General features: G+C 56.8%; 12 protein-coding genes. 7 read left to right on the top strand and 5 right to left on the bottom strand.

Annotated elements, in window-relative coordinates:
* Positions 1–100 precede the first annotated feature (100 nt).
* Positions 101–742: a Maf-like protein gene (locus tag KHU29_RS18565; protein ID WP_281416154.1), complete on the top strand. Its 642-nt coding sequence runs from the start codon at positions 101–103 to the stop codon at positions 740–742.
* A gap of 6 nt (positions 743–748) precedes the next feature.
* On the top strand, positions 749–1,513 hold the full coding sequence (locus tag KHU29_RS18570; protein WP_211454590.1) for an SAM-dependent methyltransferase: 765 nt from the start codon (positions 749–751) through the stop codon (positions 1,511–1,513).
* A gap of 443 nt (positions 1,514–1,956) precedes the next feature.
* On the opposite strand, the gene KHU29_RS18575 is transcribed toward KHU29_RS18570, so the two are convergent.
* From KHU29_RS18575 to KHU29_RS18590, 4 genes are all read right to left on the bottom strand, one after another.
* Entirely contained in the window at positions 1,957–2,952 is a 996-nt protein-coding gene (locus tag KHU29_RS18575) for a S49 family peptidase (RefSeq protein WP_211454592.1), read from the bottom strand.
* A gap of 57 nt (positions 2,953–3,009) precedes the next feature.
* Positions 3,010–3,381, bottom strand: a complete 372-nt coding sequence (locus KHU29_RS18580; protein WP_211454594.1) for a Rieske (2Fe-2S) protein — start codon at positions 3,379–3,381, stop codon at positions 3,010–3,012.
* Between the two features lie 62 nt (positions 3,382–3,443).
* Positions 3,444–4,103, bottom strand: coding sequence for an HAD-IIIA family hydrolase (locus tag KHU29_RS18585; RefSeq protein WP_211454596.1), 660 nt, complete (start codon positions 4,101–4,103; stop codon positions 3,444–3,446).
* 94 nt (positions 4,104–4,197) lie between these two features.
* Entirely contained in the window at positions 4,198–5,304 is a 1,107-nt protein-coding gene (locus tag KHU29_RS18590) for an RluA family pseudouridine synthase (RefSeq protein WP_211454597.1), read from the bottom strand.
* Between the two features lie 625 nt (positions 5,305–5,929).
* Between KHU29_RS18590 and KHU29_RS18595 the strand changes: the two genes are divergently transcribed.
* The 4 genes from KHU29_RS18595 to moeA all read left to right on the top strand — a co-directional run bounded on the left by KHU29_RS18595 (position 5,930) and on the right by moeA (position 12,438).
* Positions 5,930–9,106 carry an Rne/Rng family ribonuclease gene (locus KHU29_RS18595; protein ID WP_211454599.1) on the top strand — a complete coding sequence of 1,059 codons (3,177 nt, stop codon included), beginning with the start codon at positions 5,930–5,932 and terminating at the stop codon, positions 9,104–9,106.
* A gap of 220 nt (positions 9,107–9,326) precedes the next feature.
* A complete protein-coding gene (gene moaA / locus KHU29_RS18600) occupies positions 9,327–10,451 on the top strand; it encodes a GTP 3',8-cyclase MoaA (protein WP_211454601.1) in 1,125 nt (374 codons plus the stop codon).
* A gap of 12 nt (positions 10,452–10,463) precedes the next feature.
* Positions 10,464–11,120, top strand: a complete 657-nt coding sequence (gene mobA / locus KHU29_RS18605; RefSeq protein ID WP_211454602.1) for a molybdenum cofactor guanylyltransferase MobA — start codon at positions 10,464–10,466, stop codon at positions 11,118–11,120.
* 4 nt (positions 11,121–11,124) lie between these two features.
* Positions 11,125–12,438, top strand: coding sequence for a molybdopterin molybdotransferase MoeA (gene moeA / locus KHU29_RS18610; protein ID WP_211454603.1), 1,314 nt, complete (start codon positions 11,125–11,127; stop codon positions 12,436–12,438).
* A gap of 48 nt (positions 12,439–12,486) precedes the next feature.
* Here the strand turns inward: moeA and KHU29_RS18615 are convergent, their stop codons facing one another.
* Positions 12,487–12,906: a DUF1810 domain-containing protein gene (locus KHU29_RS18615; protein WP_211454604.1), complete on the bottom strand. Its 420-nt coding sequence runs from the start codon at positions 12,904–12,906 to the stop codon at positions 12,487–12,489.
* Between the two features lie 32 nt (positions 12,907–12,938).
* On the opposite strand from KHU29_RS18615, the gene KHU29_RS18620 reads away from it, so the two are divergent.
* Complete coding sequence (locus KHU29_RS18620) at positions 12,939–13,334, top strand: VOC family protein (protein WP_211454605.1); 396 nt, start codon at positions 12,939–12,941, stop codon at positions 13,332–13,334.
* The last annotated feature ends 13 nt before the right edge of the window (positions 13,335–13,347 follow it).

Genomic DNA, 13,347 nt, shown 5'->3' on the forward strand with positions numbered 1-13,347 from the left:
CGATAATAACAGCCTTTTCCCTTATTCGTCAAAGTGTTAGCGCGATTTCCGCACTTTCTCGGCATTTTATTGTTGGGCAATCGTTCAATTAACGAAAACCATGGCTTCTTTACAACAAACCACGTCTCCCATAACATCCCCACTCCTGCCGCGACTGATCCTCGGCTCCAGCTCCAGATACCGTAAAGAATTGCTTTCCCGGCTACAAATTCCATTTGAGGTGGTAGTGCCGGATATCGACGAAACACCGCTTCCTGGCGAAAGTCCGGAAGCCACCGCCTTGCGCCTGGCCCAGGAAAAAGCCCGCACGGTGGCGCTGGCCGCGCCAAATGCACTGGTGATTGGCTCAGACCAGGTTGCCACGCTGGATGGCGAGCAGATCGGCAAACCTGGCAGTCATGAAAACGCCTTGGCGCAACTGCGGAAGATGCGTGGCCGCCGCGTCATATTCCACACCGCCCTGTGCTTGTGGGATAGCCGGCAGAGCCAGGCCGGACAAGCCGCGCAGATAGAAAATGTCCAGACCTTTGTCACCTTCCGCGACCTCCCCGATGCTGAACTGGAGGCCTACTTGCGCATTGAACAACCTTACGATTGCGCCGGCAGCGCAAAAAATGAAGGACTGGGCATCGCCATCCTGGAAAAAATCGAAAGCACCGATCCGACTGCCCTGACCGGTTTGCCATTAATCGCACTGACCGGTATGCTGCGCCGCGCCGCCTTTCCATTTTTCATAAGATAGACCGACATGCCAGGTATCCTGTATTTAATTCCCAACACCTTGGGCCAGAGCGAAGCCGGGTTGACACAGCCTCCGGCTACCGCACTGGCGGCCATCATCCCGCTTGAAGTACAGGCGCTTACCGCCCGGCTGGATTATTTCATCGCAGAAAATGCAAAGACGACGCGCGCCTTTTTGAAATTGATCGATGCGGCACAGTCGCTGGCCAAACCATTGCAAGAAATTCAAATCGCCGAACTCAACGTCAACACTGCCAGCGCCGCATTGCCTGCTTTGCTGGCGCCGATCCTGGCCGGCCAGGATGCCGGCCTGATCTCAGAAGCAGGCGTGCCGGCAGTCGCCGACCCCGGCGCCAATCTGGTACGACTGGCCCATGCACACGGGATTCAGGTACGGCCATTGGTCGGTCCGTCATCGCTGCTGCTAGCCATCATGAGCAGCGGCCTTAACGGCCAGAGCTTCGCCTTCAACGGCTACCTGCCCACCGACGCCGAACAACGCAGCAAACGCATCAAGGCATTGGAATTGCGTTCACGCCAGGAACAGCAGACGCAGTTGTTCATTGAAACGCCGTACCGCAATAGCGCATTTCTGGAAGCACTGGCTAATGCCTGCCAAGCCAGTACGTTGATTTGCGTGGCCACCGATTTGACGCTGCCCTCAGAAACCATCAAGACCCAGACCGCGGCCAAATGGAAGGCGGCCCTGGCGGCCGGCAAACATCCGGACTTTCACAAGAAGCCAACCGTATTCCTGTTTCTGGCGCAATAGTGTAGTGGCTCAATAATTTCGCGCACCACAATTTCCGCGCGCAAAATGCAAAACGACGACGGTGTTGCGCCGTCGCCGTATTTGCCTGTCCCGAAAGACATTATGTTGAGAAGTCGAAAACTTCTCGGTGCCGCATCCATGATGCGGGGGTTTGTCCAGCAGCAAATGTACTACCTCAATGCAAGGGGTTGTATTGCAATGATGTGACTTTTTGCTACCGAAACAATTGCAACTGAGTGGTCAACGATTCAACTATATCTATAATCGCCTCCTCCGTTCGCTATTCCTCGAGTCACTTCAATATACAACAGGATCGCGAAGATACAAGGCAAATTAGGGTATTACGATATGTCGATTTCCAGTCGGCCTCAAATCGGTTTCCACTTTGATATTGTCTTCAAAGACTGCTCGCAATATTGCGCAAGCGGGCCCCTGAATCGAGGTCAACGCAAACTCGGCTTGACGCTATTCACCAAAGATTGCACCACGCCGGCGCCCATCGCCACGCCGAATTTTTTCAGCACGCGCTCAGGCAAACCTTCGCTCTTGGTGTAATCGACAATATCTTCCTGCTTCAAGACATCGCGCGCAACGCTGTCTACCGTTCCATAACCATCGGCGAGACCCATCTCGATCGCCTTGGAGCCGCTCCAGAACAGGCCGGAGAAAGTTTCCGGCGTTTCTTTCAGGCGCGCGCCGCGGCCTTTACGCACGACATCAATAAACTGCTGATGGATTTCCGCCAGCATGGTTTGCGCATAACCTTTCTGGGTAGCGCTCATCGGGCTGAACGGATCGAGGAAACCCTTGTTATCGCCAGCAGTCAGCAAGCGCCGCTCGACACCAACCTTGTCCATCAGTCCGGTGAAGCCGAAGCCATCCATCAGCACGCCGATCGAGCCGACGATACTGGCTTTGTTGACATAGATTTTATCGGCCGCGGCAGCGATGTAGTAACCGCCGGAAGCGCACATCTCATCCACCACCACGTACAGCGGCTTGTTCGGATACTCTTTGCGCAAGCGAGCGATTTCATCATTGATGATGCCGGCCTGCACCGGGCTGCCGCCAGGGCTGTTGATGCGCAAGATCACGCCGACCGAATCATCCGCGGCAAATGCATTGTCAAGCGCCGGCACCACCACGCCGGCTGAGCCGTTACCTTCCGATTCGATCGCACCATTGATCTTTACCAGCGCGGTATGTGCGCCGACGGTTTGCGTATCCGAGCCTTCGTAGTTCATGCCGAGCCAAAATGCGAAACCGATCACGCCAAGAAAAGCCAGCTTGAAGAAAATCCCCCAGCGCCGCCGCGCGCGCTGCTCGCGCAACGAAGCGAATGCCAGCTTCTCCAGCACTTCGCGCTCCCAACCCTCTTTTTTAGCGGGCACTGCGGTTCCCACTGCACTTCCCACATTATCAAATTCGTTATTGCTCATGGTCTTTGCTCACTTCGTTTATCCGAAATCGTTATTGAATACGACATCCGTGCAATCTCACGCAACTGCCGGCCGTATGTATTCATCAGGGATCCAGAACACCTGATCATTGCTTTCTTCAACCACAATCTTATGCAAACGGCCACCGCGGCATGGGCCACCGGCACAGAGCCCGGTTTCCGGCTCGTACACCGCGCCATGCGTTGCACACATCAGATACAAACCGCTGGATTCGAAAAACTCGCCTTCATTCCAGTCCAGCTCCAGTGAAATATGTGCGCAGCGGTTCAGGTAAGCGTGGACGATATTGTGGTGACGTACGACAAACGCAACCGCATCCTCACCCCAGGCGGTAACCGCAAAGCGCACGCCTTTGCCACGTTCTGCCAGCGCAGAAGAAGCACAGATGGGGATACGGATATCGTTCACGGCGCGTCGCTCAGTGGTCCACTCATTGGCCCGGATCCAATGGCATATTCAATGGCATAGATTCAGGCATTCTCATTAAGCCAGGCATGCAGTTCCACCGTCGAGCTTGCATTAAACAGCGGTTTCAGCACATCGAGCTCGTGGGCAGGATGCGCGCCATACTGAACCGCAATGCCTGCCGCGCCTGCATTCATCGCCATTTGCAGATCATGCGTGGTATCGCCGATCATCACGGTGCGCTTGAGGTCTTGCCCCAACTCGCGGGTCAATTCCTGCAGCATGGCCGGATGCGGCTTCGAGAAGGTTTCATCGGCGCAGCGAGTGGCGTCGAATACCGACAGCAATTTTGTCTCGTGCAAGGCGCGATTCAGTCCGACCCGGCTCTTGCCGGTAGCGATTGCCAGGAAATATCCCTGCTGCGACAAGTCCGCCAACATTTCACGCACGCCGTCAAACAGGGTCAGGTCCTGGTCTTGCGCCAGATAGTGATAGCGATAACGCTCCACCACCCGCGGATATTGGCTAGGCTCCAGGCCCGGCATCGCGACTTGCATCGCCTCTCCCAAACCCAGCCCGATTACATGCGAAGCTGCCTTGTTGTCCGGAATCGCCAGCCCCAGATCCCTGGCCGCAGCCTGAATACACTTCACGATGATGGCCGTACTATCCATCAAGGTGCCATCCCAATCAAATACGATTAAGTCAAATTTTTTTCGCGCCATATTGCCTGACAATCCTTTGCCAATTCCTGTTGTCCGTTGTGGCTTGCCGATAGCAAAGTCGACAAGCCGATAAACAAATACTAACTGATATATTCTAATCGTCCTCGGCTTCCGGTGTTGCCGCAGAGACATTTTTTGGGAGGCTTTTCAGGAATTTCTCGCATTCCGGCGGCAACGGCGCCTTGATAGTTACCGGCTTGCCGGTTTCAGGGTGCGCGAAAGTAATTTGATAAGCATGTAAAAACATTCTTTTCAGAGCGATACGCTGGCCGTCGGCTTTCTGCAAAGTCCGGTTCAAGGCAAAATCGCCATACTTATCGTCACCCGCTATCGCAAAGCCGCTGGCCGACAAATGGACCCTGATCTGATGCGTGCGGCCGGTCTTCAGCTCAGCCTCAAGCAATGCGTAATCACCATAACGACGGATCAGGTTGAAAATCGTGTGCGATGCCTGGCCATCGGCTTGCACCCGCACGCGGCGCTCGCCATCGGCCGCGGTATACTTATGCAACGCCAGCTTGACGTGCTGGCGTTCGTTTTGCCAGTCGCCGTGCACCAGCACCAGATAACGTTTATCGGTATCGCCGTCGCGCATCTGCTCATGCAGATTGGTCAGCGCAGAACGTTTCTTTGCGAGCAACAAGATGCCGGAGGTGTCGCGATCCAGCCGATGCACCAACTCCAGAAACTTGGCTTGCGGACGGGCCGCTCGAAGTTGCTCAATGACACCATAACTGACGCCGGAGCCGCCATGCACGGCAACGCCTGCCGGTTTGTCAATCACCAGCAAATGATTATCTTCCAGCAATATCTTGAACTCCGCTCCCGGTACCACTTGCTCTTGCTTTTCAGCAATGCGAATCGGCGGCACCCGGATCACGTCGCCCTCCACCAACCGGTAAGTCTGGTCGATGCGGCCTTTGTTGACCCTGACCTCACCGGAGCGTAGCACCCGATAAATGTGGCTCTTGGGCACTCCTTTACAAATACGCAATAAAAAATTGTCGATACGTTGACCTGCGTCTTCTTCCGCAATAGTCAACAACTGCACTGCAAGCGCTTGTGGCGGCGGTGGCGGCGGCGCCGACACCTCTTGCTTTACGGCTACATTACGTTCGGCCTTATGCTTGGGCGCGGCCTGTGTCCGCGCCTTGGGACGAGTCTCAACCCGTCCTCCAGAAAATCTCGCTAAGTCCTTCATTTTGAATATATAATTGTTCTGCAATTGTTAGAAAACAGTTGCTGGTGTAAGAATAAAAAGACCATTCTACACAGGGGCGCGCCCATCAGCCTCGCCAATTTGCAAATTTGATGGGAAATGTGTACGCATCACCCCTGCGCGAGTCAAGGTCGCACCGTTGTTGTCATCGGATAACGCGCACGGATGCTGAACAAGAATGTCTGGATGATTAGGATAAAGTCCGGCGAGCTCGATGCTATTGTGACGATCATGACGATTGTTACGATTGCGACGAGCTCGCCGGTTGATGTAGTGCTTATAACAAGTCGATGATTTTATTGAAACCAATGCTTTATTTGGCTCTATCAAGCTGCTCACCGCCAGGCGTCGTGCTCGCGTTCCGCGAACCGCAAGACGCTGTACCGGTGCGCCCTGGTAGTTTTCAGTAAAACGATAGCACTACATCCGCGCCTGTGCACTGCGCCCTACTTTGTATGTAGATTGGCGCAAACACACCAAGGCAATTCTCTCCCCCCAGGCACTCCGTTCTCGCGTACATCCTTGTACTTTTTGTCGCTGACAGAAATGCTGAAGAACAGCAATCTTTAAGCGCCATTGCATTGACCCGAGGGTCACGGAGCGAAAAATGAAACGCATGTTGTTTAATGCCACGCAGCAAGAAGAACTGCGCGTGGCGATTGTTGACGGGCAAAAGCTCATCGACATCGATATCGAAACCACCGGACGCGAACAACGCAAGTCCAATATCTACAAAGGTGTGATTACCCGTATCGAGCCGTCGCTGGAAGCCTGCTTCGTCAACTACGGTGAAGAGCGTCATGGCTTTTTGCCGTTCAAGGAAGTTGCCCGCACTTACTTTAAAGAAGGTGTAGACGTCCGTAGCGCATCGATCAAGGATGCACTGCGCGAAGGCCAGGAAATCATGGTGCAGGTCGAAAAGGAAGAGCGCGGCAATAAAGGCGCGGCCCTGACCTCCTTCGTATCCCTGGCTGGCCGTTATCTGGTCCTGATGCCTAACAACCCGCGCGGCGGCGGTGTTTCGCGTCGCGTTGAAGGTGAAGACCGTCAGGAACTGCGCGAAACCATGGACAAGCTGGATCTGCCAAACGGCATGTCGGTGATTGCCCGTACTGCCGGTATCGGCCGCAACGTTGATGAATTGCAATGGGACTTGAACTACCTGATGCAACTCTGGCGCGCTATTGAAGGTGCCGGCACGCAAGGTAATGGCGCGTTCCTGATTTACCAGGAATCGTCGCTGGTGATCCGCGCGATCCGCGATTATTTCCAACCGGATATCGGCGAAATCCTGATCGATACCGATGAAATCCACGACCAGGCTCAGCAGTTCATGGCCCACGTCATGCCCGACATGGTGCACCGCGTAAAACGTTACCGCGACGACGTGCCGCTGTTCTCCCGGTTCCAGATCGAACACCAGATCGAAACCGCCTATTCGCGCACCGTGCCCTTGCCATCCGGCGGCGCTATCGTGATCGACCATACCGAAGCCCTGGTTTCCGTGGACGTCAACTCGGCGCGCGCTACCCGCGGCGGCGACATCGAAACCACTGCATTCAACACTAATTGCGAAGCAGCGGAAGAAGTTGCCCGTCAGTTACGTTTGCGCGACCTCGGTGGCTTGATCGTGATCGACTTCATCGACATGGAGAATTCCAAGAACCAGCGCGAAGTCGAAACCCGCCTGAAAGATGCGCTGCGCTATGACCGCGCGCGTGTCCAGATGGGCAAGATTTCACGCTTCGGCCTGATGGAATTGTCGCGCCAGCGCCTGCGTCCGTCGCTGTCGGAAGGCAGCCACGTAACTTGCCCGCGTTGCAACGGAACTGGCCATATCCGCGATACCGAATCGTCCGCCCTCCAAGTCCTGCGCATCATCCAGGAAGAGGCGATGAAAGAAAACTCGGCGGCGATCCACGTCCAGGCGCCAGTCGATGTTGCTGCTTTCCTGCTCAACGAAAAACGCGGCGAGATCCTGAAGATCGAAACCCGTCACCGGGTCGGCATCATCCTGATCCCGAACAAGCATCTGGAAACTCCGCATTACAAGCTGGAACGCCTGAAGCACGACGATCCGCGCCTGGAAGAAACCCAGGCCAGCTATGCCATGGCGGAACAAGCCGATACCGACATCGGTTACAACAAAACCCAAAAAGAAGAAGGCAAGCCGCGTCAGGAAGCTGTGGTCAAGGGCATTACGCCAGACCAGCCGGCGCCTATCGTCGAGCGTAAGCCGGCAGAAACAGCGGCACGTCCGACAGCAGTGGCTGCCGCTCCAGCAGAAACCGGTTTCCTCGGCAAGATCTTCGGTTTCTTCTTCAGCAAGCCAGTTGCGCCGGTGGCGGCTCCTGCCACACCTGCGGAAACCAAGGGCCCGCAACAACGCGGCGACCGTGGCGATCGCAACAATCGTGGTCAACGCGGCCGTAATCGTGGCGGTCGCAATCGCGATGGCAGCGATGGCAAATCGGAAACACGCGACGACAACGCCAAGAAACCGGTGATTGAAACGGTTGAAGCCAAAGAAGCTAAAAACCAGCAAGCACGTCCGCCACGCCCTCCGCGCGAGCCTAAAGAACAGAGAGAGCCAAGAGAGCAACGTGATGCCGGCGACAACAAATCGGAAAATCGCAATGAAGGCCGGCGCGAACGTAGCGAACGCCCACCGCGTCCGCCACGCGAAGAGCGCAAGGAAAACCTGAGCGAAGAAAAAATCGATGACACCTTGCTCAAGGGCGGTGTAGTCGCCACTGCAGGCGTCGCTGTTGCCGCCATTGTGGATACTGCGGAAACAACGCAAATCGATAGCGGACGCACCGAAGTCAAAGCCGGCGAGCAAGACGAAGAACCACGTCGTCGTCGTCGTCGCGGTGGCCGTAACCGTAATCGTCGCGATCGTGACAGCACCGAAGGCACTACCGAAGGCAGCAGCGATGAAGTCGAAACAGGCGAAGCCGCTGCGGCAGATACGGCAGAAGCCAGCACCGCTTTTGTTGCACCTGCAACAACAGTGGTCAGTACTCCGGTTCGGGCTGAACCTGCAGCACCGGTCAGCCACGACGTGCCGATGATGGCTTCGCCAATTCCTGTATCGCAAGAAGTGAGCGCTTCGGCATTTGAAGCAGCGCCTGCTCCGACGGCGCTGTCGAACGCAATCGCTGCACCGCTGGTTCCGCAGCAAATTGAGCAGCAAGTTGCACCGCAACAGGAAGCCGCTCCGGTCGCAGTCGAAGTGACGCCGGTAGCAGCAGCCCCGGCCCCTGCGCCAGTTGCTGCAGCACCAGTTGCTGCACCAGTTGTTGAAACACCTGCAGCCGAACCCGAACCAGTCGTTATTCCGGTCCCGGCGGCAGTCGCCGTACCGGCTCAACTGGTACTGCCTGAAGTAGCCGCTATCGTTGCCAGCCAACCGGCAGCAGAGCCGCAAATCGAAACGGCAGCGCCGGTGGTTGCTGAAACGGTAGCTCCTGTGGCTCAAGTAGTTGCACCAGTTGTTGCACCAGTTGTTGCACCAGCGCCGGCACCGGTAGCCGAGGCGTCGGCCGTCATCAAGACAGCCGTACCAAGCGCATCAGCATCACCTAAGGTTGAAGATCTGCAAAGCGTATTGGCTGCAGCAGGTTTGACACTGGCCGCAACCGATCCTAGCAAACTGCGTGCAGCACAGGAAGCAACGGCAAGCATCGCTCCGACACCACGTGTGCCGCGCGAACGCAAGCCTTTGCCGGTGCAATCCAGCGAGCCGCTGGTGCAAGTCGAAACCCAGCGCTCACAGTCGTAAGCTGACAATTCACCGCAAGTTATTAGCGGTGTAGCGCGATGGCAATAAAACAAAGGGAGTCTCTGACTCCCTTTGTCACGTCTGCGCCTGCTTGAAAACGACCGGACCGGCCCACTTTCCTCGGTCCGCTACAGCTAAAAACCGACGCTCATGGTATCTTCTAGAAGTTGCCACCCAATTTAGAGATGCAAGATATTGCACACCTTCGCAGACACACATCATGACTAAAAAAGTCATCCCGCTGATCGATAGCCGCAGTTTTTTGCCGCCGTCCCTGCCACCGACCTTGCCCTCCATCCTGGAAACGCCGACCGGCCTGATCGCCGATCAGCTGGGACGGCCGCTGCACGACTTGCGCATCTCAGTCACCGACCGCTGCAACTTCCGTTGCGTCTACTGCATGCCGCGCGCAGTGTTCGACAAGGACTATGCATTCTTGCCGCACACTGCATTGCTGTCGTTTGAAGAAATTACCCGGCTGGCCAGTTTGTTCGTCGCCCATGGCGTCCACAAAATCCGCCTGACCGGCGGCGAGCCCTTGTTGCGCAAGCACATCGAAACGCTGATCGCCATGCTAAGCGCCCTGAAAACGCCGGATGGCAAGGAGCTCGACCTGACCCTGACCACCAACGGTTCGCTGCTGGCAAAAAAGGCGCAGGCGCTGAAAGACGCCGGTCTCAAGCGTGTCACCGTCTCGCTGGATGCACTCGATGAAAACATCTTCCAACGCATGAACGACGCCGATTTCCCGGTTGCCGAGGTCTTGCATGGCCTGGAAGTCGCGCATCAGGTCGGACTGGGGCCGATCAAGGTCAACATGGTCGTCAAGCGTGGCGTCAACGACCAGGAAATCCTGCCGATGGCGCGTTACTTCAAGAACACGCCGTATATCCTGCGTTTCATCGAATATATGGATGTGGGCGCCTCCAACGGCTGGAAGATGGATGAAGTGGTGCCCTCTGCCGAAGTCGCACGCCTGATCCAGACCGAACTGCCGATGCAACCGCTGGCAGCCAACTACGTAGGAGAAACAGCGCAGCGCTGGCGCTATGCCGACGGCATTGGCGAAGTCGGTTTGATCTCCAGCGTCACCCAGGCGTTTTGCCACGACTGTTCACGCGCCCGCCTGTCGACCGAAGGCAAGCTGTACACTTGCCTGTTCGCCAGCGCCGGCCACGATCTGCGCGCCCTGTTGCGCAGCGAATGCAGCGATCCCGAAATCTCCAGCGTGATCGGCCAATTGTGGCGTGCCCGTGACGATCGTTATTCTGAATTGCGGACGCAAAACACCGAGGGTCTGGCAACCGCCAGGAAGAAAGTGGAAATGTCGTACATCGGCGGCTGACGAAGTCACGCCATGAAAGCTGATCCCAATCTCGCCTCCGCTCCCGCTACGGCTTCCGCTACGTTTGCCCAGAACATCACCGGCCTGATACTGGCCGGCGGCCGCGGCGCGCGCATGGGCGGCGTCGACAAGGGTCTGGCCCTGCTCGATGACAAACCGATGGTGGCCCACGTCATTGCGCGCCTGGCGCCTCAGGTCAACAGCCTGATCATCAACGCCAACCGCAACCAGAGCAGCTACGCGGCGTTCGGGCATCCGGTCTGGCCGGATGAGCAGCCTGACTTTGCCGGCCCGCTGGCGGGCTTGCAGGCGGGCTTGAGCCATTGCACCAGTCCTTACCTGGTGACCGCGCCCTGCGACTCACCCTATCTGCCGCATGATCTGGTGTCGCGTCTGGCGCAAGCGCTGCAAAACGCCAATGCCGACCTGGCGGTGGCAACCACGATCGACCATAGCAACCAAAGCGCCCATGGCGATCAGACGATCCAGCCGCAACCGGTATTCATGCTGCTGAAAACCGGATTATTAACCGAGCTCAATGACTTCCTGCTGGGTGGCGGGCGTAAGATGGAAACATGGTATAGCCGCCTCAACTATTGCGAAGCGCTATTTACCGACGCCGACGCTTTCCGTAACATCAATACCCGAGAACAGTTACAACAGCGATAATGCAATGACCAATTTGAATGCCCGCCCAGCCAAGCCATCCTTGTCCGAACTGACCAGCTGCCTGTCGGACTACGATCCGCATGCGATGCCGGTCAAGCAGGCCCAAGCCATCATTCACGATTGCATCACGCCGGTCACCGCGATTGAAAAAGTGGCGCTGCGCAGCGCTCTTGACCGGGTACTGGCAAGCGACATCATCTCGCCCATCAATGTCCCGGCGCATGACAACTCGGCCATGGACGGTTATGCGTTCAACGCCGTCGATCTGCTGCCCGACGCCGATACCGTGCTGAGCGTGGTCGGTACTGCCCATGCCGGCCGCGCCTACCAGGGAACGCTGGCGCGCGGCCAGGCGATACGGATCATGACCGGCGCGTTGATGCCGGACGGGCTCGACACCGTGATCCCGCAGGAATTTGTGAACATCCCGCCCGGCAGTCCGGTCGATTCGATCACCGTCCCGCTGGCAGCCGTCAAGCCTGGCGCGAATCGCCGCCTGGCTGGCGAAGATCTGAAAGCCGGCTCAACCGCCATCGGCCAGGGCCGCATCCTGCGTCCTGCCGATCTCGGTTTGCTGGCATCGCTGGGGATCGCCGAAATCCCGGTAAGACGCCGGCTGCGCGTGGCATTTTTCTCCACCGGCGACGAGCTGCGCTCGGTCGGCGAAGTGCTGGACCCCGGCTGCGTCTACGACTCCAATCGCTACACCTTGTACGGCATGCTGCAACGGCTCGGCTGCGACATCATCGACATGGGCGTAGTGGGCGACGATCCGCAGGCGCTCGAAAACGCTTTCCGCAGCGCTTGCGAAAACGCCGACGCCATCATCACTTCCGGTGGCGTCTCGGTCGGCGATGCCGATCACACCAAACAAATGATGGCGCAACTGGGCGACGTCGCCTTCTGGAAAATCGGCATGCGCCCGGGACGTCCGCTGGCATTCGGCAGTATCACATCGGCTGGCAAGCAAGCTCTGTTTTTCGGCCTGCCCGGCAACCCGGTCGCAGTCATGGTGTCGTTTTACTTTTTTGCGCGCGACGCTTTGCTGCAAATGATGGGGGCGCAGGTCGCGCCATTGCCGCTGATGCGCGCCACCGCCGCCGTCGGTATTCGCAAACGGCCAGGCCGCACGGAATACCAGCGCGGCATCCTGAGCATGAACGAAGGTCGGTGGACGGTACGCCCTACCGCGGCCCAGGGTTCGGGTATATTGCGCTCAATGGCGGAAGCCAATTGCATGATCGTGCTTGCGCATGAGCAGGCTGACGTGGCAAGCGGCGATGCAGTCGAGGTGATCCTGTTTGACGGTTTGATCTGATCCCGGGTTGTCGGTCAACTGGCCTTTACTGCGTGTCGAACTTGATGATCACAACCGGAAAAGCGTGGTTTGATCAGGCTCTCCATCAAAATATTTTCGCAAGCACTCGTTGAAAATCTGATTGTCGGAGCTAGCCTGAGCAAACAAAGTCATCGACGATTGAAATTTCATATAGTCCGGGAAACCAAAAATTTCTTCGACCGAACGCCCGTCCACAGCAGCAACTAGCCCGCTGCAATCCCGTAGCCGTGGTCCAAGCAGCGGATGTTCCAGATACGCCTTGGCTTCGTCAAGCGAGGAGATAGCATATTTGGATGCCATCTCGCTGTGGCCCAAGCCCTGAATCTGAGGGAAAATAAACCACATCCAATGACTTCTCTTTCTGCCTTTGCTTAGTTCTTCGCATACGATATCGAAGATTGGCTGTTGGGCAGCCACGAAGCGTTGCAGATTATATTGATCGTTCACGTCTTTCTCCCTCATATCGAAAGGAAAAAACCTTGATCTCTCATGTCTTTGTCGGCACCACCGATTTTCAGCGCGCATTCCGGTTTTATTCGGCTGTCATGGAGACCCTGGACCTGCAGCTGAAATTTTGCGATGCAGATAAACCATGGGCGGCCTGGATGGCCAGCGGCAAGGCACGCCCCCTGTTCATTATCGGTTCTCCTTACAACGGCGAAATGGCAACTGCCGGCAACGGCCAGATGGTCGCCCTGCTCGCCCTGACCCGGGCTGCCGTCGACAACACCTATGCTGCCGCTTTGAAAAACGGCGGCCGGTGTGAAGGCGCGCCCGGCTTACGCCCTGAATATCATGCCGATTATTATGGCGCCTATTTCCGCGATGCCGACGGCAATAAAATGTGCGTTTGCTGTCACGATGCAGCGGTTTAGAGCTTAGCTGCGC

This window comes from Collimonas antrihumi (genome assembly GCF_018304965.1).
Classification (GTDB): Bacteria; Pseudomonadota; Gammaproteobacteria; order Burkholderiales; family Burkholderiaceae_D; genus Collimonas; species Collimonas antrihumi.

Bases quoted from the DNA above. Each gene is read 5' to 3' on its own strand.
- KHU29_RS18590 (WP_211454597.1), bottom strand. From the start codon at position 5,304: ATGAAGGACTTAGCGAGATTTTCTGGAGGACGGGTTGAGACTCGTCCC.
- mobA (WP_211454602.1), top strand. From the start codon at position 10,464: ATGAAAGCTGATCCCAATCTCGCCTCCGCTCCCGCTACGGCTTCCGCT.
- KHU29_RS18575 (WP_211454592.1), bottom strand. From the start codon at position 2,952: ATGAGCAATAACGAATTTGATAATGTGGGAAGTGCAGTGGGAACCGCA.
- moaA (WP_211454601.1), top strand. From the start codon at position 9,327: ATGACTAAAAAAGTCATCCCGCTGATCGATAGCCGCAGTTTTTTGCCG.
- moeA (WP_211454603.1), top strand. From the start codon at position 11,125: ATGACCAATTTGAATGCCCGCCCAGCCAAGCCATCCTTGTCCGAACTG.
- KHU29_RS18595 (WP_211454599.1), top strand. From the start codon at position 5,930: ATGAAACGCATGTTGTTTAATGCCACGCAGCAAGAAGAACTGCGCGTG.
- KHU29_RS18570 (WP_211454590.1), top strand. From the start codon at position 749: ATGCCAGGTATCCTGTATTTAATTCCCAACACCTTGGGCCAGAGCGAA.
- KHU29_RS18565 (WP_281416154.1), top strand. From the start codon at position 101: ATGGCTTCTTTACAACAAACCACGTCTCCCATAACATCCCCACTCCTG.
- KHU29_RS18585 (WP_211454596.1), bottom strand. From the start codon at position 4,103: ATGGCGCGAAAAAAATTTGACTTAATCGTATTTGATTGGGATGGCACC.